This window comes from Rhodococcus sp. IEGM 1306, from assembly GCF_036541985.1.
GTDB lineage: Bacteria > Actinomycetota > Actinomycetes > Mycobacteriales > Mycobacteriaceae > Rhodococcus_F > Rhodococcus_F qingshengii.
Window position 1 is genome coordinate 26,256 of the sequence record NZ_JAZHFF010000001.1, and the last position, 22,856, is coordinate 49,111.

25 protein-coding genes are annotated in these 22,856 nt (G+C 61.5%); 12 read left to right on the plus strand and 13 right to left on the minus strand.

The genetic code is table 11. The features are described from left to right. Window position 1 precedes the first annotated feature (1 nt). The 3 genes from V3587_RS00125 (at window position 2) to V3587_RS00135 (ending at window position 2,950) form a co-directional block, all read left to right on the plus strand. Entirely contained in the window at window positions 2-949 is a 948-nt protein-coding gene (locus V3587_RS00125) for a helix-turn-helix domain-containing protein (RefSeq protein WP_003940292.1), read from the plus strand. 154 nt (window positions 950-1,103) lie between these two features. Further along, window positions 1,104-2,567 (plus strand): benzaldehyde dehydrogenase, encoded by a 1,464-nt coding sequence (locus V3587_RS00130; protein ID WP_151098348.1) that lies wholly within the window; start codon window positions 1,104-1,106, stop codon window positions 2,565-2,567. Between the two features lie 17 nt (window positions 2,568-2,584). Continuing rightward, window positions 2,585-2,950, plus strand: coding sequence for a hypothetical protein (locus tag V3587_RS00135; RefSeq protein WP_003939951.1), 366 nt, complete (start codon window positions 2,585-2,587; stop codon window positions 2,948-2,950). A gap of 21 nt (window positions 2,951-2,971) precedes the next feature. Here V3587_RS00135 and V3587_RS00140 read toward each other — a convergent pair whose 3' ends face one another. Beyond that, complete coding sequence (locus V3587_RS00140) at window positions 2,972-3,601, minus strand: response regulator (RefSeq protein ID WP_054825987.1); 630 nt, start codon at window positions 3,599-3,601, stop codon at window positions 2,972-2,974. Then, the gene (locus tag V3587_RS00145; protein WP_030536467.1) at window positions 3,598-4,767 is read right to left on the minus strand and encodes a sensor histidine kinase; all 1,170 of its coding nucleotides are present in this window, start codon (window positions 4,765-4,767) and stop codon (window positions 3,598-3,600) included. The genes V3587_RS00140 and V3587_RS00145 overlap by 4 nt, the downstream gene beginning before the upstream one ends. Window positions 4,768-4,951: 184 nt before the next feature. Between V3587_RS00145 and V3587_RS00150 the strand changes: the two genes are divergently transcribed. After that, window positions 4,952-5,542 carry a GlcG/HbpS family heme-binding protein gene (locus V3587_RS00150; protein WP_003940245.1) on the plus strand — a complete coding sequence of 197 codons (591 nt, stop codon included), beginning with the start codon at window positions 4,952-4,954 and terminating at the stop codon, window positions 5,540-5,542. A 294-nt stretch (window positions 5,543-5,836) separates the two neighbouring features. Then, on the plus strand, window positions 5,837-6,739 hold the full coding sequence (locus V3587_RS00155; protein ID WP_228232592.1) for an alpha/beta hydrolase: 903 nt from the start codon (window positions 5,837-5,839) through the stop codon (window positions 6,737-6,739). A 58-nt stretch (window positions 6,740-6,797) separates the two neighbouring features. Here the strand turns inward: V3587_RS00155 and V3587_RS00160 are convergent, their stop codons facing one another. From V3587_RS00160 to V3587_RS00170, 3 genes are all read right to left on the minus strand, one after another. Continuing rightward, on the minus strand, window positions 6,798-7,913 hold the full coding sequence (locus tag V3587_RS00160) for an NDMA-dependent alcohol dehydrogenase (RefSeq protein WP_042447159.1): 1,116 nt from the start codon (window positions 7,911-7,913) through the stop codon (window positions 6,798-6,800). A 79-nt stretch (window positions 7,914-7,992) separates the two neighbouring features. Beyond that, on the minus strand, window positions 7,993-9,633 hold the full coding sequence (locus V3587_RS00165; protein ID WP_030536470.1) for a PucR family transcriptional regulator: 1,641 nt from the start codon (window positions 9,631-9,633) through the stop codon (window positions 7,993-7,995). 164 nt (window positions 9,634-9,797) lie between these two features. Next, window positions 9,798-11,207 carry an ABC1 kinase family protein gene (locus V3587_RS00170; protein WP_007729754.1) on the minus strand — a complete coding sequence of 470 codons (1,410 nt, stop codon included), beginning with the start codon at window positions 11,205-11,207 and terminating at the stop codon, window positions 9,798-9,800. Between the two features lie 132 nt (window positions 11,208-11,339). Between V3587_RS00170 and V3587_RS00175 the strand changes: the two genes are divergently transcribed. The 5 genes from V3587_RS00175 to V3587_RS00195 are packed head-to-tail and all read left to right on the plus strand — an operon-like array spanning window position 11,340 to window position 15,222. Beyond that, window positions 11,340-11,759, plus strand: coding sequence for a MerR family transcriptional regulator (locus tag V3587_RS00175; RefSeq protein ID WP_007729752.1), 420 nt, complete (start codon window positions 11,340-11,342; stop codon window positions 11,757-11,759). A 46-nt stretch (window positions 11,760-11,805) separates the two neighbouring features. Continuing rightward, window positions 11,806-13,182, plus strand: coding sequence for an MFS transporter (locus V3587_RS00180; RefSeq protein WP_042925156.1), 1,377 nt, complete (start codon window positions 11,806-11,808; stop codon window positions 13,180-13,182). Then, window positions 13,179-14,198, plus strand: coding sequence for an ABC transporter substrate-binding protein (locus V3587_RS00185; RefSeq protein WP_283375986.1), 1,020 nt, complete (start codon window positions 13,179-13,181; stop codon window positions 14,196-14,198). The genes V3587_RS00180 and V3587_RS00185 overlap by 4 nt, the downstream gene beginning before the upstream one ends. A 21-nt stretch (window positions 14,199-14,219) precedes the next feature. Continuing rightward, on the plus strand, window positions 14,220-14,939 hold the full coding sequence (locus V3587_RS00190) for a 2OG-Fe(II) oxygenase (RefSeq protein WP_042925149.1): 720 nt from the start codon (window positions 14,220-14,222) through the stop codon (window positions 14,937-14,939). After that, window positions 14,929-15,222 carry an Ada metal-binding domain-containing protein gene (locus tag V3587_RS00195; RefSeq protein WP_007729748.1) on the plus strand — a complete coding sequence of 98 codons (294 nt, stop codon included), beginning with the start codon at window positions 14,929-14,931 and terminating at the stop codon, window positions 15,220-15,222. Before V3587_RS00190 ends, V3587_RS00195 begins: the two co-directional genes overlap by 11 nt. Here the strand turns inward: V3587_RS00195 and V3587_RS00200 are convergent. From V3587_RS00200 to V3587_RS00210, 3 genes are read right to left on the minus strand one after another with little or no spacing between them, the layout of a single operon-like run. Next, entirely contained in the window at window positions 15,185-15,613 is a 429-nt protein-coding gene (locus tag V3587_RS00200; protein WP_007729747.1) for a VOC family protein, read from the minus strand. The two genes, V3587_RS00195 and V3587_RS00200, sit on opposite strands and share 38 nt — an antisense overlap. 40 nt (window positions 15,614-15,653) lie before the next feature. Next, window positions 15,654-16,136, minus strand: coding sequence for an SRPBCC family protein (locus V3587_RS00205; RefSeq protein ID WP_003940319.1), 483 nt, complete (start codon window positions 16,134-16,136; stop codon window positions 15,654-15,656). A gap of 2 nt (window positions 16,137-16,138) precedes the next feature. Next, window positions 16,139-16,483: an ArsR/SmtB family transcription factor gene (locus V3587_RS00210; protein WP_003939956.1), complete on the minus strand. Its 345-nt coding sequence runs from the start codon at window positions 16,481-16,483 to the stop codon at window positions 16,139-16,141. A gap of 94 nt (window positions 16,484-16,577) precedes the next feature. Here V3587_RS00210 and V3587_RS00215 point away from each other — a divergent pair, with 94 nt between their 5' ends. Then, the gene (locus V3587_RS00215) at window positions 16,578-17,234 is read left to right on the plus strand and encodes an alpha-ketoglutarate-dependent dioxygenase AlkB family protein (protein ID WP_037128920.1); all 657 of its coding nucleotides are present in this window, start codon (window positions 16,578-16,580) and stop codon (window positions 17,232-17,234) included. Window positions 17,235-17,239: 5 nt separating this feature from the next. Here V3587_RS00215 and V3587_RS00220 read toward each other — a convergent pair whose 3' ends face one another. From V3587_RS00220 to V3587_RS00240, 5 genes are all read right to left on the minus strand, one after another. After that, window positions 17,240-17,386 carry a hypothetical protein gene (locus tag V3587_RS00220; RefSeq protein WP_020723613.1) on the minus strand — a complete coding sequence of 49 codons (147 nt, stop codon included), beginning with the start codon at window positions 17,384-17,386 and terminating at the stop codon, window positions 17,240-17,242. A 183-nt stretch (window positions 17,387-17,569) separates the two neighbouring features. Next, window positions 17,570-18,805 carry a CynX/NimT family MFS transporter gene (locus tag V3587_RS00225; RefSeq protein WP_050656055.1) on the minus strand — a complete coding sequence of 412 codons (1,236 nt, stop codon included), beginning with the start codon at window positions 18,803-18,805 and terminating at the stop codon, window positions 17,570-17,572. A 49-nt stretch (window positions 18,806-18,854) separates the two neighbouring features. Further along, complete coding sequence (locus tag V3587_RS00230; protein ID WP_283375987.1) at window positions 18,855-19,568, minus strand: FadR/GntR family transcriptional regulator; 714 nt, start codon at window positions 19,566-19,568, stop codon at window positions 18,855-18,857. A gap of 219 nt (window positions 19,569-19,787) precedes the next feature. Next, the gene (locus V3587_RS00235; RefSeq protein ID WP_050656070.1) at window positions 19,788-20,906 is read right to left on the minus strand and encodes a hypothetical protein; all 1,119 of its coding nucleotides are present in this window, start codon (window positions 20,904-20,906) and stop codon (window positions 19,788-19,790) included. Between the two features lie 358 nt (window positions 20,907-21,264). After that, the gene (locus V3587_RS00240) at window positions 21,265-22,107 is read right to left on the minus strand and encodes an NAD-dependent epimerase/dehydratase family protein (protein WP_065351496.1); all 843 of its coding nucleotides are present in this window, start codon (window positions 22,105-22,107) and stop codon (window positions 21,265-21,267) included. Window positions 22,108-22,193: 86 nt separating this feature from the next. Here V3587_RS00240 and V3587_RS00245 point away from each other — a divergent pair, with 86 nt between their 5' ends. After that, on the plus strand, window positions 22,194-22,838 hold the full coding sequence (locus tag V3587_RS00245; RefSeq protein WP_003940238.1) for a ScbR family autoregulator-binding transcription factor: 645 nt from the start codon (window positions 22,194-22,196) through the stop codon (window positions 22,836-22,838). Window positions 22,839-22,856 lie beyond the last annotated feature (18 nt).

Sequence of the window (22,856 nt, forward strand, 5' to 3'; positions counted from 1 at the left end):
CATGTCTGCCGTGTCTGCCACGCCTCCGAGCCTGCCGGAATCTGTGCAGCAGTGGCACTGCGAGATGTCGGAGACCTTCGGTGGCCTGTGCCCCGAGAGTTCCGTCGATGCCGCGCCTGTCGGTACGGTCAGCGGCGTAAGTCTCGGGGACGTAGGCGCTTTCGACATCTCCGGTTCACCGCAGATACTGCGGCGGAGCGCACGCGCAGCAAAGCGACACGGTAGTGATCTGCTCAAGATCTGCACGGTCCGAACCGGGAGCGCGATACTGCGCCAATCGGACCGCGAGTTGACGGCCCCGCCCGGCGCGATGATTCTCTACGACGTCGAGCATTCGTACGCGCTGCGTTTCGACGGTCACTGGTCGTGCACCGTCATGACCCTACCGCGCAGTGCGGTGAGTCTGACCGAGCGAGAACTGAATTGCGCGCTCGAGCGCACCCACGACGGTCGGCGTGGGTCCGGTGCATTGCTGGAAAATTTCATCTCGGGCGCTGTTGCATCCCAGGTCGACGGCAGCGCAGCCGGGCTTCTCGGAGATGCTGGAGTCAATCTCGCTTCGGCAGTTCTGATGCAAGGATCTGCGCCCGCGACACCCGGACGTTCGACGCGAGAGGAGATCTTGCGATATGCGCTTCGGAATCTCGACTCACCAGACCTCTCGGTCGCGTCGATCGCCGGTGCGTTGCACCTGTCGCCGCGAACCGTTCAGCGTCACTTCGGTGACGGGGATCTGACCCTCAGTGCGCTGATTCGCCGCGAACGGTTGATCCGCGTACGCCGCGATCTCACCGACGTCTCACTGCGGGGTCATTCGATCTCCATCCTGGCCGCACGATGGTGTTTCCATGACGCACCAGCGTTTTCGCGTGCATTCAAAGCGGAATTCGGTGCGGCGCCGTCGGAAGTACGTAACTCGCCTGATCCGAACGCCCGCGAACGTCACTGATCTGTCGCATCCGAACAACAAACGTGTCCGATCACGACAACTGGGAGCCCGAATACCGGGGCAGAGTGTGTTTCAGATCGCTTTTTCAGGCTCGCGAAGAGCTCAGGTCCACGAACAGCGAGGACCGCAGCGAAAGCTACGAATCGAGGAACGCATGACGAATCTGCTCGCTCATCAGCAATGGTACGGAAAGATTTTCGACGGCCAATGGATCGACGGAGGCGGTGACACCGTCGAGTCGCTCGAACCGGCTACCGGCGAGGTGCTCGGTGTGATCGGCACGGCGTCTGCTGCGGATATCGATCGAGCGGCACACATCGCGTCGGCCGCGCAGCCGGCGTGGGCGGCGACGATCGGGCAGGCTCGCGCTTCGGTGATCCGTAAGGCAGCGCAGATTTTGGAAGCCGAGCGAGCCGAGGTGGAGCGCTGGTTGATCCGTGAAGGTGGTTCCGTACCAGGGAAAGCCGCATTCGAAGTTGATCTTGTCATCTCCGAACTGTGGGAAGCCTCGGCACTGCCGACACAGCCGTTCGGGCACCTCCTGCCCGCCAGCCAGGAGGGGCGCACGAGCATCGGTCGCCGGGTGCCCCTGGGTGTGGTCGGCGTGATCAGCCCGTGGAATTTCCCGCTTCTCCTCGCCATGCGCGCTGTCGCCCCCGCCTTGGCACTCGGAAATGGCGTCGTTCTCAAGCCGGATGTTCAAACCGCGATCAGCGGGGGTGCGGTCATCGCGGAATTGTTCACGTCCGCAGGTCTTCCCGAAGGCCTCCTGCATGTGCTCGCCGGTGACGCGGCACCTGGTCAGGCATTGTGCGAGAGCCCGAGCATCGCGATGGTGTCCTTCACGGGTTCGACCGCCGTCGGCCGTCAGGTCGGGGCAACTGCCGGTCGCACGCTCAAGCGTGTCTCGCTGGAACTGGGTGGGAACAATGCGCTGATCGTCCTCGACGACGCAGACCTGGATGCCGCGAGCTCGGCGGGCGCGTGGGGTTCGTTCCTGCATCAGGGGCAGGTCTGCATGACCGCAGGCCGCCACATCGTGTTGGAATCGGTCGCCGATCAGTACCTGGACCTGCTGGCCAAGCGCGCAGCGGTCCTGCCGGTCGGGGATCCCAATACAGGCGACGTCGCTCTCGGACCGCTCATCAACGCGCGGCAGATTGCGAACGTCGATCGAATCGTCCAGGGCACCAAGGCGGCCGGCGCCGAAATCCGCGCCGGTGGAACATACGAAGGGCTCTTCTATCAGCCGACCGTCCTGGCCGGAGTCACCTCGGACATGCCCGCGTTCCGTGAAGAAATCTTCGGGCCCGTGGCGCCCGTCGTGATCGTCAAGGACGAAGACGAGGCAGTCAGGACGGCCAATGACAGCGAATACGGTCTGGTTGCTGCCATTCAAACACGATCGGTTGAACGCGGCGAGCGGATCGCGGACCGACTGCGTACCGGCATCGTGCACATCAACGATCAGACTTTGAACAACGATGCCTATGCACCATTCGGTGGCACGGGTGCCTCCGGAAACGGCGCGAGATTCGGAACTCAAAGCAGTTGGGACGAATTCACCACCTGGCAGTGGCGAACCAGCCGGCCAGCAGCGCAGACCTCCCCCTTCTGAAGCCGAAAGGCACTCCGATGCACACCATCTCGGCTCACGATCTTCCCATCGTGTTGCAGGACGGCGAATTCGAACTGCGGATGCGAGAAGAAGGCGACATGATCGTCAACTTCGTCAAAATCCCTGCTGGTGCAGACTTCGCCGAACCGTTCGCACAATTGGAAGGCGGGCGCTGTCAATGTCCGCACTACGGATACGTCTTGAAAGGAAGGATCTACACAGATTCCGAAGCAGGTCGGCAAACCTACGATGCCGGCGACGTGTTCTACTGGGCACCCGGTCACGTTCCCGGAGCGATCGACGACTCGGAGTATGTCGACTTTGCTCCCAAGGCTGAATTCCTCGAACTGATCGACGGAGTGCGTAAGGCGATGGGCGGCTGAGCTGTTCGGCTGCCACCGAGGTCAGCGTATTCCGTCGCGACGTAGTGCGACGGACACTGCGGCAGAGCGGTTATCGACACCGAGTTTGGCGTAGATGTGCCCGAGGTGTGTTTTCACCGTCGCTTCGCTGATGAAGAGCGCTTTACCCAGCTCGCGGTTGGTCATCCCCTCGGCGAGCAGGCTGAGCAGTTCGGACTCACGGGCGGTGAGCGCTTCCTGCGGGCGCTGCATCTGCTGGACAAGACGAGAGGCCACAGTGGGAGAGAGAACGCTGCGCCCGGCTACCGCGCCGCGCACCGCGCCGAAGATCTCGTCGGGCGTTGAGTCCTTGAGTAGGTAACCGATGGCACCGGCGTCCACGGCCCGCACGACGTCGGCGTCGGTGTCGTACGTCGTGAAAACCAGTACGGGAACATCGACACCGTCGCTTCGCAGGCGTTTGATCGCTTCTGCACCGTGCATGCCGGTGCCCATGTCCAGATCCATCATCACCAGATCCGGTGAGGCCGACGGTATCGCCGTGGCCGCCTCCTCGCCGGACGATGCTTCGCCGACTACTTCGACGTCCGGCTGAGTGTTCAGCAGCGCTCTCAGCCCGGCTCGCACGACCAGATGATCGTCGACGAGGAACACGCGAATGGTGGTGGTCACCGGATCCTCCGTTCGAGAGGGAACTGGGCCGCGACGACGGTGCCGTCTCCCGGTGCACTTTCCACGGTGAACGATCCGCCGAGCTGTGCGACGCGGCTTCGCATCGCACGCAGGCCGTATCCACCGTACCGAGAATGGTCGGCGAGCTTTCCCGGATCGAAGCCGACGCCGTCGTCGAAGATGTCTACGGAGACGGAGTGGTCGAGATACGTGATCGTCACGCCCGCCGTTTCGGCGCGAGCGTGGCGGGCGATGTTGGAGGACGCGCTCGAGACCACTCGCACGACGGCATGAGCTACGTCCGAGGGCAAGATGACGGCTTCACCGACGGTGCGGATCCGAACGGCCGGGACGAACTGGCGGGCGGCGGCCACGACCAAGGCGTCGAAGTCGCCCGTACCGCCCTTGGTCGGCGCCAGATCGTGGACGAGGTCGCGACTCTGCATCAAGCTCGTTCGGATGTTCTCTGCTGCGGCATCGACATCGGCTCGAGACGGCGAACCCGTTGTATTCCACGTTTGTTCGGCTGCCTCGAGCCGAAGAAGGGCGCTCGCCAGTCCCTGGGTAACGGTGTCGTGGATTTCGCGCGCGAGGCGCTCTCGCTCAGCGGCAACGCCGGCAGCGCGTTCGGTATCTGCCAATGCAGATTGCGCTTCTGCTACCTGACGCAGAAGCCGAAGGCGTTCTCGGGCATCTCGTTCCATCTGCCCGTACGCGGCCGCGACCAGTGCCGCGGTGCACAGCGGCCCGAGAAGTGTCACCAATTCGGCACGACCGGTGACCCGGTAGAACGCGATACCGGCGAGGACGCCCAGGATCCCGACGAGGGGGTAGGCGATCTTGCTCGGATACAGACGAATGCAGAGGAAGAGAACGGGAAACGCACACCACGCGAAACTCGGGGCAAGCCAGACCAGCGCTGCCCATGCGCTCAGTACCGGCCACATCCACAGCCGTTGGCGAACCACATCTCGCGAGGACACCGTGGCCATGACGGCGTAGAGCAGGGCGAGGACCACGGCCAGGACGAGTACAACCCCGAACCGACCGCTGGTCCCGTGGACTGTGACGTACCGAACTCCCGATGTAGACAGCAGTACGAAGAACGACGCGTGGATCGCATACGCCAACGGGCCGCGTAGGCCGCGTTCGGCGTCGGCGTTCATGGCTCCGTTACTCATCCCTCGAATGTTACGGAGGGCACCAGGCCGTCGTATCAACCATTCGGATGATATCCGGGTAGCCGTAGGGGGCACGGTTCGTCACCCGAGCGCCCGATATGCGCACCCGCCCCCGGACGCGACGCTGTAGTGGACGGTTTCGAACCATTCGATTGAAAGTGTGCCCGACATGAACCACCGCATTTACACACGACTTCCCCGTACGCTCGCTGTCGCCGTTCCGGTTGTCGCAATCCTTGCCAGCGCCGCATGCTCGACCACCGACACACCGGTGGCGAACGCATCGAGCACGACGTCGATTACTGCCACGCAGCAGCCTGCCGCGACCGGTGATTCGGCGATTGTCACTCAGAATCGACTCAGTGCCGACGCAGCAGTGAAGGCTGCTGGTGCGGCCCTGGCGAAATGCCGCGCCGACGGTCTCGGCTTCGTCACCGTCTCCGTCGTAGACCGCGCGGGAAATGTCATCGCCATGGTGCGCGGCGACAACGCAGCCCAGCACACGGTGGAAGCCTCACGCGAGAAGGCATACACCTCTGCAGCTTTCGGAGCCGACACCAGTGACCTCTCGCAGCGTACCAAAGGCGAAGGATCAACCATCGCCGACCTTCCCGGCACTCTCTTCCTTGCAGGTGGAGTCACATTGAAGGCTGGAGCCGGGTCGATCGCCGGTATCGGTGTCGGTGGCGCTCCAGACGGAATGCAGGACCAAGCGTGTGCTGCCGCAGGTCGTGATGCGATCGCTTCGTCACTCGGCTGAGTGAGCGCATTCAGCGTGCTTCGTGAATTGTGCTTTTCGCCACCTGGATTCGCTCGGCACGACAGTTGTCCGATTGTTGCGATGACCTCGACTTTGTAACACCGGAGCCCCAGGAAAGGGACAAACACGTCGACAGTGGAACCGACGATGCACTTACCGAAGCGAGTTTCTTGATGCGCAGTTTCGGGGAAAGACACAACCTTGCAGAGAATCAGATTCACGTTGCCCGAACGCAATACACGGCGGGTGCGGGTGCTCGTAGCGGCGTTGTTGTCGATATTCCTGCTCGGCGGTATGTTAGGTCCGACCGCTGCGAGTGCTACTCCGGCGCGCTCGGCGCCATGGGGTGGGTACGACGAGTTGTGGGTCCCGTCTTCGATGGGAAACATCAAGGTTCAGGTGCAGTGGGCCGCGCGCGGTGGCAACGCCGCGTTGTACCTGCTCGACGGTCTTCGCGCGCAAAACGACAGAAATGCTTGGAGTTTCGAAACGAACGCACTCGATCAGTACCGCAATGACAACATCACGTTGGTGATGCCGGTCGGCGGTGAGTCGAGTTTCTACACGGATTGGTACGCGCCGTCCAATTTCAACGCTCAGCCGATAACGTACAGGTGGGAAACGTTCCTCACCCGCGAGCTTCCGGACTTCCTTGCAGGGTATGGCGTTTCACCAACCAACAATGCGATCATCGGGTTGTCGATGGGCGGCAGTGCCGCGTTGAACCTGGCGGGGCATCATCGGGATCAGTTCAAGTTCGCCGGCTCGCTGTCCGGCTACATCAATATCTCGGGTCCGGGTATGCGTGAAGCGATCCGCGTAGCCATGTTCGACGCCGGCCGGTACAACGTCGATTCGATGTGGGGCCCGCCGTGGTCATCCGGATGGCTTCGCAACGACCCGTTCGTCAACGCGGAATCGCTTCGCGGACTGTCGATGTACATTTCGTCGTCCAACGGCATCCCGGGACCGTACGATCATCCCTCTGCGCCGATCGATTACTTCCACACGGCGACGGGCATGGGGCTCGAGGCGCTCTCGTGGGTGCACGCGCGTGCATTCGAAATTCGCCTGAAATCCTTGGGAATCCCAGCGACGTACAGCTTTCCGCCCGCCGGAATTCACTCGTGGCCGTATTGGTCTGCTGAATTGTGGATGGCCAGAGGACAAATCCTCGACACCATGAACGCCTGGTGAAGCTGTAGTTAGGATCTCTCCGGACTTGCTCTCGATCGAAAGTCCGGAGAGAACTCGCTCAGAAGGCGATGATTCCACGGAGGTTGCGACCGGCATGCATGTCGGCGAAACCGTCGTTGATCTGGTCGAGGGTGTATCGGTTGGTGATCAGTCCGTCGAGTTCGAGCTTGCCGCTGGTGTAGAGATCGATCATCCAGGGAATGTCGGCGGTGGGATTGGATGCACCGAACAGGGATCCCTGAATTCTCTTCTGGTACAGCGTGAGTTCCATCAGGCTCACGGGAATTCCGACGTCCGTCATCTTCCCGAGGCCGGTGACGACGCAGGTTCCTGCCTTGCGGATCGACGAGAATGCCTGCGCGACATGTTCTCCGGTGGTGACACCGACGGTGACGATGGCCGAATCCGCGCCCTGGCCGTTGGTGAACGAGCGCGCTATGTCGGTGGCTTCCTCCATGGTGGCCACGGCATGGGTGGCGCCCAACTTCAATGCACTGTCGCGCTTGAACGCAACCGGGTCCACCGCGATCACGTGGGCGGCGCCGGCATGCGAGGCGCCCTGCACCGCGTTGATTCCGATTCCGCCGACGCCCATGACGATGACCGTCTGCCCGGGATACACCTGAGCGGAGTTGACCGCGGCGCCCCAACCGGTTCCGACGCCGCAGCCGAGCAGACACAAAGCGTCGAGTGGCAGGTGCTTGTCGACTTTCACAGCCGAGAGAGTGCTGACCGTGGTGTATTCACTGAAGGTGGACAGGCCGCAGGTTTGTGCGACGGGCTGACCGTCGAGAGACATTCTGTAACTCGAGGTTTCGCCGGGTCTGCTGCCAGTCATGATGGCGGCGCCGTTGTCGCAGAGGTTCTGGATTCCGCTTGCACACCAACGGCAACGGCCGCAGGCGGCGAGGAACGAGAACACGACATGATCGCCCTCGGACCATCCTTCCGTGTTCGGCCCGACCTCGACGACGATTCCGGCGCCTTCGTGTCCGCCGCAGATGGGGTAGCGGCCGACTCCGTGGTCGCCGCTGGCGATGTGATCGTCCGAGTGGCACAGGCCTGAGGCGACCATTTTGACAGTGAGTTCGCCGCTGCGGGGTGAATCGAGTTCGAGATCGACCACCTCGTATGTGCCTGGTGCTTGGCGAATGACGGCTCCACGAGTGCGCAAGGTATCTCCTGAGGTCAGAGTTGTTCTTCGGCTTCCTCAGTTGTCTACTCGAGAGTTCAGGACGGGCTCGAGGCCTATCTCACTGATCGGACGTTTCGTATCTTTCAGACTCGTCCGGGGTGCGTCCCAAGATGGCGAGTTGCAGTTCGGTGAGCAGTCGCGTATCCGGCTCGTCCAACGAAATGCCCATGATCTGTTCAGCGCGCCGAATGCGGTAGCGCAGCGTGTTCGGATGTACTTTCAGAGACGAGGCGGCCTTCTTCACATCCCCGAAAGCTGTCAGGTAGGCCGTGAGCGTGAACTGCATGTCAGAGGTGTTCTTGTCGTCGTAGGAGACGAGTCTGTCGATACGAGGGTCCCGCAATCGCTCGTGATCAGCAACGAGGTCGAGTATCTCGCCCAGCAACACCGCGGTGCGTGACGCCGCGAGTGTGGTGACCTTCGAGGTTTCGTGATCATCGGTGGTATCGAGCACGCGGTCCACTTCTCGACGCGCCTCGGGTACGCCGTGCAATCGCGCGATCGGGACCGCGACGGCGGCGCGCACGCTGATGCCCGCACGGGCCTCGACTACTCCCACGGTGTCGTAAGCCCAGTCGCTGATCGCGACCTCGTGTTCGGCCTGAGGAAACAGCACGTAGATCCGGTTGTCGATGATCGTTGTGACCGCGTCGCTGCGGAATGCGCTGGCGCGCAGGCGCAAGGCGTTGGTGATTCGATCGAGATTCGATCCGGGCGCGAGTGATGTCGCAAATCCGATGACCGCAGACGGTCCGTCGGTGTTGATGCCGAAGGAGCCGGCCAGCGAGTGCATGTCGACTCCGCCGGAGCGAACGCCGAACAGCCTTTGCAATTGGGCATTCTCGCGGCTGGAGGCGTCCAAGGTTCGCATGAGAATGCGTGCGGCGACTGCCGCTGCACCCCGCAATACCGCTTGGGCGTCGTCGGAAAGAGGTTCAGAGGCGCGCTGCACCCAGATGCTGCCGAGATTGTGTTGGTGTGCAACAGAACCCGTCGGCGCTGACAGGTCCGGGCGGGTGATGCTCACAGCCAACCTGTGCGCGGCTCCGATGCTCGGCTCGGAGGGCAGACTGATGACCTCGTCCGATCGCCTGAGATGCTCGAACACGCCTCTGCGCTCTATCCATTCGGTGTATTCGATCGGCCACTCCCGGCCCAGTATGGAGAGCTGACGGAGTTCGTCTTCACCTTCGTGAGCAGCTGAATATGCGATGACATGGAGTGCCGTGTCGTCGATCGTCACGAGTCCGCCGGTCAATTCGGCGATCGTCTCCGAGAGCGCGAACAGATCCGAATCGCCACCGGCCACAGCTCCTGAGACGGCCCGCGAACGGTACATGCTCTGTGTCAGAAGTCGTTGTACGAGTGAATAGACGTGTCCGGAACTAGCCTGCGGATGTACCGCGGCCACTGCGATTCCGATGTTGCGTGCGGCGGTGAGAAGCGTCGTCGCCTCGCGCGCATTCTTGACGAGCAAGAGCTTCGGACGACGCCTCGCCGGCCTGCCTTCGAACTTTCGCAACCACTGCGTCAACGTCGATTCGGGAACCCCCACGGGGAGGTAGATGTCGGAGATCGCACCACGGCTGTCGGTGCCGTCGATATCGGAGGACTCGACGAGGGCGATCGAACGGATTTCGACATCGAGTCCGTCCGGGCTTTCCAGAAGCTCGATCACGGACTTGTCCGTGGAATGCATGAGGGCGCCGAGGGTGGTGCCGACACTCGGCCCGTTATTCCTCGGACCTGTCGACGCTTGCGGGAGGGCTACAGAAAGTGGCTGCACATTTGCTCCTCGGCCGGTGGGTCATTACAGGCTAACCCCGACAGACGAAATGCAGAATAAGGAAATAGGGGACAAATCTATTCGTCAGGCATGGTGATGCCGAGTTCCTGCACCTTTTCGGCGACTGCCTCTGGAAAAACGTTCTTGAACAGATAAAGGTCTTGTCCGATCACCCAACCAGGTGCCAACGCTGTCGCATATCGCTCGAAGTATCCGAGTTGTTTACCGAAAAGAACCAATTCCTCGGGACTCGCAACACCCCACTGCTTGCCCAACTGAATCAGTGCCATGATCAATTCACTGAGCTTGAGTTCACCGAGGTCACGGCCGAGAATCGGGGCCAGAGCCGTTGCGACCTGCATACCGAGCTGATCGTCGTCGACTTCGTAGTCGGTTGCATATCCCAAGGATCGAATTCCGCGGGCGACACGGGCGAAATCACCGTCGATGAGGGTGGCTCGGAACATATCGGAAAGAATGGATCTCCAGGTCTCGGGAAGGACGCCGACGATGCCGAAGTCGAGCATCGCTATCCGGCCGTCGTCGAGGACCCACAAATTTCCCGCGTGTACATCTCCGTGGAACGGACCGTGAACGATGACTGATTCGAGCCAGACCTTCACTCCGCGCCGGATCAGCATGCGGGCTTCGTCGATGCCGTCCGGACCTGCGACGAACCGATCCAGTGGAACGCCGCGCATGCGTTCCATACAGATGACTCGGGGACCACAGTAGTCCCAGTACACCTCCGGTGTCGTGACTCCTTTGTTGTCGCCGAACGCACTGATGTTGTTCCGGAAAGTGGTTTGCCGGTCGGCCTCGACCGCGCTGTTCAATTCCGTCATCGTGGCGTTGTGCAGATCGCGAATGATGGCGGTGGCATTGGCAATTCGAAGGAACTCGACAAATTTCTCGAGGATGTTCGCGCCCCAGTACGCCGCCCGCAGGTCGATCAGCATCCGCGCATAGATGTCCGGACGCTGGATCTTGATGACCGCCTCTCGGCCGTCGTGCAGAACGCACGCGTGTACCTGCGCTACCGATGCGGCCGCGAGAGGTACGTCGTCGAATTTCGCGAACAGGTCGTCCACGGAGTAACCGAGGTCCTTCTGCACGACGCTTCTGGCCTGCTCGGCCGGGAAAGACGGAACATCGTCGAGGCAGCGTAGGCATGCATTGGCGACGGGGGCCGGGAACAGGCCGGACGACGACGCGACCAGTTGGCCGAGCTTGACGAAGGTGGGCCCCAGCGCGATGAAGCCGTCGACCATCCCGTCGGAAGCAGCGTCTGCCCAGGTGCGGCCACGCTTGCGGAAAGGCCACACGATCAGTGCCAGCATGATCGACGTGGACAACACGACGGCGATGATCGCGGAACGCCACAACTGGGCGAGGCCGAAGCGTTCGAGGTCCGGCATGTGGACTTCGAGGGCAGTGGCGGGCACTCCTGACGAGTACGGCCCGACAGGTCGCGTTGGATCCAGCACAGCTCTCCCTCGTTCAACGAGCGCATCCAGCATTTTGCCGTGAGATCACTTACGCGACCCCTTCCGTTAGTCAGTATGCCAAGTCACACATAACTGCCGGAACCGCCTACGCGTTCAGCCTACGATCGGTGAATGCGTGAGCACTTGATCCCGATCGGCGAGGTTGCAAAATCGTTCGGAATTGCGGCGTCGACCTTGCGTTATTACGAGGACGAAGGACTGCTGTCCGCGCGGTCGCGAACTGGCGGCAAACGCTGGTACGGGCAGCGTGAGCTGCGCCGGCTGGCATTGATCCGGATGTACACCGAGACGGGAATGTCCTTGGAACAGGTGCGGTCCTTCATCGAAACCGACACCACGTCCGACCAGTTCTCGACGGTTCTCGCAGATCAAGTGTCGACACTCGAGGCTCAGATCGCCGCTGCTACGCGAGCGAAGCTGATCCTCGAGCATCACCTGACGTGTCGGCAAGAGCGTCCGATGCAGTGCCCGTGGTTGCTCGAGCAGCTCGACATTCGTGTCGAAGCGGCGCTTGACTTCAAGTTGACTTGAACCTTCATAGTTAGGGCGCACTTACCGCCCTATCTGGAGGTTGACCATGTCGGCACGACGATGGCTGCCGCTCATCGCCGCATGCATCGGAACTTTCCTGTTACTGACGTACGCCACGATCACAACGATCGCGGTGCCGGCCATCGCAGTCGGTTTGGACGGCAGTACGGGCGCGATGTCATGGGTCGTCGACGCCTACACGCTGGCTCTTGCCGCGCTTCTGGTGGGCATGGGCGCACTCGGCGATGCGTGGGGACGCAAACGCCTCTACATCTGTGGACTGGTCGTGTTCCTGGTTGCAACGGCCGTGTGCGCGATTGCTCCGGACATCACGGTTCTGGTCGTTGCTCGCGGCGCGCAAGGAATTGCCGGTGCGGCGATGTTCGCGACACTCCTGCCTCTGCTTGGCGACGCTTATTCGGGCCGCGATCGGCACGTGGCTTTTGCCGCGTGGGGTGCCGTCGCTGGATTGGCGGCGGGAATCGGCAACGTTGCAGGAGGGCTGCTGACGCAGTTCTTCGACTGGCGTGCGGTCTTCTATTTCGGAATCCCCGTGGCCGCAGTGGCGCTCGCAATGGCTGTGTTCTGTTTCGCCGACAGTGAGCGCGGCGACGACAACATCGACTGGGCCGGAATCGTTTTGTTCACCCTCGCTGCCGTTGCCGCGGTTCTCGGCGTGACGTGGGGCGGCGACATCGGGTGGGCTTCGTCGTCGACAGCTCTTGCCTTCCTGATCGCAATCGGTGCGCTGACGGCGTTTGTGTGCTGGCAGCGTCGAGGCAGCAGTCCGATGCTCGATCCGGCATTGTTCCGATCCCTGAAATTCGACGGCGTCCTCGTCGCTGCTTTCGGGTACTACCTCGCGGCCTACGGCCCGCTCGTAGTCCTTTCACTGTGGCTGCAGAACGGGCTGGAACTGTCGGCATCGGCGGCCGCACTCGTGCTCTCGATTCAACCGCTCGCTTTTGTCTTCGTATCGGCCTTGTGTGGATCACGGCTTCAGCGCGTCGACCTTCGACTGTCGCTCGGATTCGGGACGATCCTTTGCGGAATCGGTTGCGTGGCCATGCTGTACGTTCTCGCCGAGCCGGTCTGGCCCGCACTGATCGCCGGGCTGATTCTGACCGGTGTCGGTTCGGCGATGGTGTCGCCGGTGCTGCCGGGTGCCGCGATGTCGGACGCCCCGGCAGAGCGCGCCGGGACGGCTTCGGCAACAGCCAACTCGTCGCGTCAATTCGGGCTTGCCGTCGGAATTGCGTTGTGCGGCTCGCTCTTCGTCGGTCCGGACGAGTTCGCCTTGCTGTGGCCGTTGGTCTTCTGTGCCGGCGTCGGAATGCTCACGGGTTTGGTGTCGATCCTTCTCTTTTCTCGTTCGTCAACTCCTGAAACAGTTCAACCAATCGCAGAAAGGGCACACACATGACCACGCTGTTCACTCCACGACCGCACCGGCGTATCGAGATGGACTGGAATCGCCGCAGGTTCCTCGGCGCTGCAGCAGGATTGGCTGCTGCGCTGGCAGCGGTCGGTTGCTCGCGTTCGGACGCAGACGCCGGGGGCGAAGGCGACGCAGGCTGGTCCTTCACCGATGATCGCGACAATCTGATCGAATTGGATTCACCACCAAGGACATTTGTCACCTACACCGGTATCGCGGGTGCTCTGTGGGATTACGGACTGGTGCCTGTCGGAGTTTTCGGGGCACTGACACGATCGCCGGGATCAACGGACACCAGCATCTCCGGCAATTTGGATTTCGCGAAGACCGACATGGTCGGGCAGCTCTGGGGACAAGTGGAACTCGAGAAGATCGCTTCGCTGGAGCCGGACGTCGTCATAGTCCCTCAGCTGCGTGGTTCGGCACTACTCGACGAGGCGAACTTGGATGCGGTGAAAGGCTTGTCGACAGTACTGTTCGTGGAAACGGCAGCAGGAACCATCGACCGAACCGTGCAAGAGATCGTGGAACTCGCCGTGGAACTCGGGGCGGACCAGGATATGGAGGCTCAGCGAAAAGACTACGACGCTGCGCGTGCACGGATCTCCGAAGTTGCTTCTTCGCTGAATAATTCACAGGTTTTGTTCGCGTCCGCAGATCCGGACACGATTCGTGTCAGTCGTTCGGGATTCCCGATCCTTGCAGATCTGGCGGGATTGGGCCTTGCCGTCGTCGATCCGGCCGCGGGATCGTCGGTCTACGTCGAGAAACTGGCTTGGGAGATGGCGGACCACTATCCGGCCGACATGATCTTCCTCGACGATCGCCCGTCCAGTTTGCAACTGGATACGCTCGGAACCAATCCTGCGTGGTCCAACTTGCCCGCGGTGAAGGCGGGGAAGATCGGGACCTGGAATCCGGAACCCGTGCTCAGTTATGCCGGGATCGCCCGTACGTACAACGATCTGGCTGACCAGCTGCTGGCATTCTCACATTCCTGACCGCCGCGTCGTCTACGACGTATGGACCTCTTCACCGCTCTGTCTGCTCGTGTTGAATCCCTCGATTGGCCTGCGCTGATCGAGGGAATCGACTCCAGTGGGTGTGCCCAGACGACGCCGATACTCGACGAGTCGGAATGTCGCGAAATTGCTTCCTGGTACTCGGAGGTCGACCGGTTCCGGAGCACCGTCGACATGGCTCGATACCGTTTCGGCCAAGGGGAGTACCGGTACTTCGGTGATCCCGTACCGGAGCCGATCACGGCTATGCGATCCGCCTTCTACCGACACCTCCTGCCCGTGGCGCGGGAGTGGGCGTTCAAGCTGGGCGAGGGTGCACCGTGGCCGGATTCTTTCGAAGAATGGATCGATCAGTGTCACGACGCCGGTCAGAATCGCCCTACCCCGATCCTTCTGTCCTACGGACCTGGTGACTGGAATGCATTGCATCGGGACTTGTACGGAGAGTTGCTGTTTCCCTTGCAAGTCGTGATCGGGCTCGACAGACCTCGCATCGACCACGTCGGCGGCGAGTTCTTGCTCGTGGAACAGCGGCCGCGCGCCCAGTCGAAAGGGACGGTGACAGTTCTCGGGCAAGGTCACGCTTTGATCTTCACCACGCGGGATCGACCGGTGCAGAGTTCTCGTGGGTGGTCGAGAGCCCCTGTGCGACATGGTGTCAGCGTGGTGCACTCGGGTACGCGTCGAACATTGGGATTGGTGCTTCACGATGCCGAGTAAGACGTACATTCTCCGCGACGCTCGCAACAAACCCTACGAGAGTTCGACGCCCGGTGTGCTTGGCGGGCACCGGAAAACGAAGATCTACGGGCGACTCGACTGTCGAGGGGCCGCGCAGGCAATCGCGCGTGGCGGGTATGTCGCCAGTCGGGTGTTCTTCGCGGACGAGCCGACCGCGATTGCGGCCGGCTATCGCCCCTGTGCCGTCTGCATGCCCGAAGGTTACGCAGCCTGGAAGGCAGTTGCTACGCGCCGAAGCGGTCGCGGTACTCCTTCGGAATGAGCGGCTTGTCGCCGCGGACCTTCAGCTGCTGGACAGCCCAGGTATTGCCGTCCGGGTCGGCGAATCCGAAGAAGGTGCCCCCGTCACGCTCGTCGAAGACGGTGACCTCACTGGCATCGACGCCGCGGCCGATGAGCTCTTGGCGAGCCGCTGCAGCGTCGGCCACGACCAACTGCAATCCCTTCAACGAACCAGGGGTCATCTCGGTCTGCGACGGCAGGTTCCCGATGACGATCGAGCAGCCCGAACCACGCGGAGTGAGCTGGGCGACCGTCATGTGTTCGTTGACGGTGTGGTGGTCGAGATCGAAACCGACCTTGTCACGGTAGAACTCGATGGAGCGGTCGAGGTCACTGACGGGAACGATGACTACTTCGAGGGTCCAGTCCATGAAACTGCCTTTCGCTGAGGAGGTTCGGGCAAACAGGTGGTCAGAGTTGCGCGACGATCTTGTCCAGGCGTTCGTAACCTTCGGTGACGCCGAGCTCCATATTGCTCTCGATCATTCCGTCTCGCGCTTCGAGGCTCGGATATACGGAATGGCCGGAGAGGCGGGTGCGTCCGTTGCCCAGATCCTCGAACGTGATCGATTCGATGCTGACGACGTCGGGAAATCCCTCGTATTCGAAGGTCTGGATGGCAAAGTCGTTCTCGCGAACGACGTGAAATACACCGTTGAACCGGAACTCTTCGCCCTCGGGGTTGCGATGGACGTACTTGTATCGACCGCCGCTCACGAACTCGTATTCGTCGATCTCCATCTCGTATCCGTTGGGGCCGAGCCACTGCTTGACCAGATCGGGATTCGAATGAGCTGCGAAGACGGCACTGACGGGTGCGTCGAATTCGCGGGTGATGTCGATGTACGGCACGCCCTCAGGAGCCGTGATGGTGACGGGATTGGTGGTAGCCATGGCTAAGTCTCCTTCTGTGTGGTGCTGAGTAGGTGATCGAGCTTGCGGAACTGTTGTTCGTGGATCAGTCGATAGCGGTCGATCCAGGCGGTCAAAGCCTCGAGAGTTGCGGCGTTGAGATGTACCGGCCGCCTCTGGGCTTCGCGGCTGCGAGTGACCAAACCCGCGGCTTCGAGTACCTGAATATGTTTGGAGATGGCCTGTTTCGTGATCTCGAACGGCTCGGCCAACTCGTTGACCGTTTGGGGGCCGGTGCTCAGGCGGGCGATGATCCGCCGTCGTACCGGGTCGGCAAGCGCCATGAACGCTTTGTCGAGACGCTCGTCTGCCCCTGGATCCACGATCACTTGTCAACCATCTCCTTTATCAACCAACCTGTTGATTACGGTACGAGCCCATGCCGAGGGTGTCAATGCTTCGAAACCGATTAGCGTGGAAACCATGAACGCTCTGATTCCTCGGCCACGATTGGAAGTGGCGCCGGGGGCGATCCTCGTTCCGGATTGGCTCAGCGTCGAACAGCAACGCTTCTTGGTGGCCGAGTGCCGACGGTGGGCGACCGCACCCGTACCGATGCGCTCCGCTGTTGTCCCTGGTGGGCACAAGATGTCGGTGCAAACAGTCTGTCTCGGTTGGCATTGGCAGCCGTACAAGTACACGCGCACCGCCGACGACGTGAACGGTGCGCCTGTCGCAGCGGTGCCTGACTGGCTCGTCGACCTCGGCCGGGCCGCAGTTGCCGCTGCCTATGATGATCCGACTGCGGGGGAGCGGTACACGCCGGACACCGCGCTGATCAATTTCTACGACGAGGGCGCTCGGATGGGCATGCACCAGGACAAGGACGAGCGCTGCGACGCTCCCGTCGTCTCACTGAGCGTCGGGCAGAGTTGTGTCTTTCGATTCGGGAATTCCGAGAACCGGAACAAGCCGTACACCGACGTCGAACTCCATTCGGGTGATCTCTTCGTCTTCGGTGGAGAGTCTCGGTTCGCATATCACGGAGTGCCGAAAGTTATTGCGGGAAGTGCAAGTCCCGACATAGGTCTGCCGTCCGGGCGGCTGAACATCACCCTGCGGGATACCGGAATGTCGTGACTGTCTCACCCCTGCTGTGCCACTGGTGCAGCAGGGTCGAAGTCTGCGCTCGAAGGTCCGTCCCCGACCATCTCGATCAACTCGGTCGACGGTGGAGTTGGCAGCGTGCGCCAGCGCTCTCGTTCGAGGTTGTGGGGTTGTGTCTCGTTCATGCCCTCATTATCGACTTCCGGCTCCGATCCACCAGTCGGGGATGGGCCGGGTGCAATTCGGTAGGCCGTTGAGCGCCCCGCTGTCTCGTCGACATCCTCGGACCTCAGCACGTCGACGACAGTTCGGGTCGCGGCACGGGTCTGGGGAGGTTGGTGGGTGGATTCGAGGCGACCGTGGTTCGCTTATCCCAGTGTCTTGTTGCGGCCGGCGAGGGAGCCGAAGACGAGTTGCACGGCCAGCAGCACCAGCAACGCGATCAGCGGAGTCGTCCAGGAATCGACGGCGTCGTGCAGTGCACCGAAAACGAGAGGACCGGTGGCGGCCAGAAGGTATCCGACGGACTGTGCCATACCCGAGAGTGCCGCTGCTTGACCGTGATTGACAGTGCGTATTGCGAAGAAGGACAAGGCAATGACAATCGATCCGCCGATGCCGATGCCGAGGAATGCATTCCACAGCAGGGCCCAGGAGGGGAGGAGGAGTTGGCCGAGAACTGCCACTGCGGCGACCGACACCAGCCCGAGGACGGCTCCTCTCTGATCCTTGGGCAGTTTGTGCAGGAGCACTGCTGTGAGGAGGCTGCCGACGATCGAGAATATTTGCATGATGCCTTGATGCAGTCCGGCGGTAGCCGCGGTAGTGCCGTGTGATTCTTCAATGGTGGGCCACCATGTCAGAACGGTGTAGAAGAAGAGAGATTGGACGCCCATGAATATTGTGATCTGCCACCCGAGTGCTGAGCGCCAGGGGGAGCGATGGCCGCCTGGATGGGAATCCAAAGCCGCAGCATGATCGTGTTTCGGAAGCGTGCGTCGGCGAAGTTGGGGAAGGAACACCCCAAATCCTATGAGAGCCATAGCAGCCCAGATTCCGAATGCGATCCGCCAACCGTGATCGGTGAGACCGGCGATCGGCACGGCAAGTCCGGATGCGGTTGCGGCGACGGCTGCAGAGACCGCCGAGAAGATGCCGGTCAAACGGCCGGCTTCGGTCGGGAAGTCTCGTTTGAGGAGCGCCGGCAGTAGAACGTTCATTGTTGCGATGGACATGCCGAGCGATACGGTACCGATCCACAGCGCAGGCATCCACGGAACAGAGCGGATCACGATCGCTAAGGCGAGCATGCCGAGTGCTGCTGCGAGTGTCCGTTCCATTCCCCACCGAGCTGCGATGACCGGGGCAACGGGGGAGAACACTGCGAAGCACAGCAGTGGAAGGCTGATCAGCGCTGATGCTGTTGTCGACGAGATATCGAGATCGGTGCGTACCTCACCGAGTAGCGGGCCGACGACTGTGATTGAGGCTCGAAGATTGGCTGCGATGAGAAGAATGCCAGCGATAACGAGTCCTCGGCGCATTATCGGTATCGCGCTCGGGGCAGACGCCACGTTTTCGGTGTCGGAGATGACGTTAGCCATAGGTGTGCCCTTCTGAGATTGTCTGTGCGCTGAACCTCTTGTGTGTCAGCTACTTCGGCATGTTTTGCAGAAAGAGGGATCGGCTGTGGTCCATCAGTCGGACCACTGCGGCGGCTGCGCCGTCCGGATCGCGGTCACGGATGGCCGCAAGCAGCTGCCGGTGTGGGTCGTCGTCGGTCCAAGGTCCGATGAACAGCTGTCGAATCTCCTTGTCGGACTTACCTTGTGGGATGCTCATGGTGTCAGAGCGATCGAGACTGCGGTAGATGTCCGTGATCAGTTGGTTCCCGCTCGCTGCGAACATCTCCAGGTGGAAGTCGAGGTCGTACTCGACGGATTTGGCGACGTCGGGCTCAGCGTCTCGGCCATCCAAAGCCCGAGTCATTCGGTCGATGTCTTCGGGCAGGGCTCGTTCGGCTGCGAGTCGGGCGGCGTAGAGCTCCAAAGCTTCACGGGCTTCGAAGATTTCGAGCACGTTCTCCGCCGCTGCACGTCTTTGAAGTGCAATTTCGAGTTCTGAGCTCGCGCAGACGTAGGTTCCGTCTCCCGGGCGTGCTTCGAGGAGGCCGGCATGGACGAGGCCGCGAATGGCCTCCCGGACCGTATTGCGGCTCGCGCCGGTCATTTCGACAAGTTGATGCTCGCCGGGGATCTTCTCCCCTAATTCCCAGTTGCCAGAAGTGATCTGGGACCGCAGTTGTTCCGCGATCTGCACTGAAAGTGGGATGTTGCGTGCGGTGGGTGCGATACGGGAATCCGGCATGAGTCAAATGTAGGACATTTGGCGATTTGTGGATAGGTTTACCTTTGTGATCTAGGGCACTCGGGTTCGGATCGGCCTGGGCGGGGTACCGCCCTTCCGCATGTCTGCGTGCACGTGAGTGCTCCTGCCGACCGCGCACGGGGCAGTTGACTCGACTCGAAGGGCAACTGCGATCGATTCCTCACGGAACCTCATGCCTAGCAGACCCTCACGTGCGGGTCATTGCTGCGATTCCAGCGTCCATGCGGGCTGGTCGGTCACTTCCGGGCCGTCGTGCAGCACCCAAGCACACGGCTCGGAAATGTAGGTGGCAGCATCGGTGAACCAGTATGTTTCGTCGGGTGCCCAGCCCGCGATGACGCTCGCCGTCTCGGTATCGACCTCGATCGCGGTTCCTGCTGCCGCGAGGTATCCCGTCACGGTAAGGTGCACTCCCTCAAATCTTTCCGCGACCTGCACCCAGTCGGGGATGACCCACCTGCCTGATCGGCCGGTAGTCCGATACCAAACCTGCCGCGTTTCTGCGGTGACCTCGAGCGGGAACCGTCTGCACAGCTCCGACCAGGCTTGCGCGCTGTCGATCTCGTAGATGCGTGCGCCAGTCGGTGGCCGCAATGCTCGGACGACGACCCGTTCCCATCCCATGCTGTCTTCGACGAACCACAAGCCCGCCGGAGTCCCGTCGAACAGCGCCCTCGTCGAACCCTGAGTGGGTGGATTCGACCACCAATAACCTGACCAGTTCGCCGCGGGGTCCACCGGGCGGTCACGTTCAGCTCTCGCTTCCGATTCCAGGGTGCTCGTGCGCCACTCGCTGAGGAGTTGTTGCGCAGCAGGCACTTCGTCTGTGTCCGGAGATTCCTCACCTCTGCTCAGAATCGACCATTGGTCGGATGAGGCGAGCGAGGTTGACCACCACCGCGCGCATTCGGAGCCGGCGATGTGCTCGGCGACGCGTCGAAGCTCATCTCGCATAACTTCGGTGGCGACGAGGACGTCTTCTCCGTCGGGATCCTGCCAGTAACGCGCCGCATCGACCGCTTCTGCGAGGGCGGAGCGTAGATCGACGGCGGTGACGTCGGGGAGCGATATTTCCGTGAGGCTGCGCGCCACGCCCTCCGCGGTGACTATGGTCTGCCGGGCCTCTTCGGCGCCCGGGCCGAACAACACTTGGGAGGTTCCTTGTCCGATGTCGAGGTGATACGCCGCCCGGTGAGCGTTGATGCGGAACATGTCGTCGCCTGGCTCGGGACGCAGGGCGCGTTCGGCGTCGATCGCATACGCGAGCAGCATCCGGCGTCCGCGCGGGCCCGACAGCAAAATATCCGCAGTGAGCATCTGTTCTCCCGTTTTCTGGTTCAGATGACGGTAGCCGAGGTCGTTGAGACGGAGAACTTTCTCCTTTGATGTCGGAAATCCCGACGGTCCCGTCGCGCACGACATGATCGCCACACACTGCATTCGGCGGCGAAGGCGGACGGAAGGGAGCCCCAGGCTGCTGCCAGTCGCGTGAACGCCGCTTCTTTGGTGTGCGCGATCACTGCCGTCTTTGTGTAGCCGTGGTTTTCGTCGATCAGAGCTCTCTGTTTGCCTGTAGTGACTGCGAAATAGGTCGTATTGATTGCTGAGGCTGAACAATGGAGAGGGCTGAAAAGGTTGGGAGACAGGTGTTTTGGCGAGAGTGATCCGTGTGCCATCAGTACAGTCTCGACCGGAACCAGTGATCGAGGCTGATCATGTCGATCTGGTGCATGTCGAGACTCAGCTGGGCAGCAGCTTTCACCGCGTCGGCGCGGGGGATAGAGTTCTGGGGCAGAGTCCAGTTGGTCTCCCGCGCATGTTGCTCGAGAAGGTCGATGACTGTCCGCGGGACAGGCTCGTTGACGTGAAGTGTTGAGCCGTAGCGAAATTGCTGTTCTATCGACAACTCGTAGATGGATCGGGCGAGTAGGTCTACGTCGACTACCGACAGGACAGCGCTACCGCCGTCGATGATCGAGTCGAGGCGAGAGACAATTCGCGTCAGTGTCGGAAGAAACCATCTGTCGCCGGGTCCGTACACGAGATGCGGCCGGACGACCAGGCCTCCGGCGTCGCGCACGAACTTCTCGGCGAGAGCGCGCGTGCGACTGGCAGGTGAGAAGGGGCTGAGAGGTGCGCCGTTGACCGGCAAGTCTCGAAACGGTCCCGGCCCGTACACGGCCGCGGTACTGACGTAGAGCAAGCGTTCGACGCCGACGGTGGCGGCCATCGACGCAACGTTCTGTACGCCGTGTTGGTTGACGTGAACGCACCGTTGTTCGTCGTCGCCCACGTACGACACGCAACAGATGACGGTCGACGCCTGACTCATTGCAACTCGTAGAGAAGCACTTTCGTTGATGTCGCCGATCACGGTGGCGATTCCTTCACGGCCGAACTGTTTGGCTGCGGTGGCCGTGCGAACGAAACCGATTGCAGCGTTTCCGTGGCGGGAAACCAGCTGTTTCATCACTGCCGAGCCGATGAAACCAGTGGCCCCGAGTACCAGAGTCGTCACGGTGTGTCCGTGTCGAGAGCGTTGCTGCGGGCTCTTTCGACGTATCGTTGAGATTCATTCCGTCGGCAACGAGAGCTGGGTAGATCATGCAGGAGCGTGCTGTCCTGACGCGCCAGGCCGTCATTTTGGGTGCTGCGAAGAGCTTCGAGAAGTTCGGGTACTCCGCCAGTTTGGGCACGATCTTGCAGCACGGGGGTGTGTCGAAGGGGGCGATGTATTTTCATTTCGCGTCCAAGGAGGAGCTTGCGCACGCGGTCATCGCAGCGCAGCACGGTATGGCGATGGAGGGTACCCGGCGGGTTGCTGCGCACTCCGACATCGCGGTCGAAACCCTGGTGCTCGTTTCGCAGGAGATGGCTCGGCAGCTTGTGACCGAGCCCATCGCGCGAGGTGGCATGCGGTTGACGATGGAGATCGGCAGTATTCAAGGCCCCATCGAACAGCCGTACCTCGATTGGATCGAGGCTATCAAGCAGGTGGCAACCCAAGCGGCCGAAGCCGGCGATATCGTCCCGGGCACCGATATAGACGCGTTGGCTCGATTTGTGGTGGGGTCGTTCACCGGAGTGCAGATTCTCTCGGAAATGCTGACGGGCAGAACCGATCTGTACGAGCGGTTGAGTCAGATGTGGAACCTGGTGCTGCCAACGATCGTCCGCGAGGACAAGTTGGCGCACGTCATGCAACTGGCGGCGCTTGCACCGAGAGAGTGGGAAGCACCGAGCGCTTGACGTGGTAGACGCGACGAG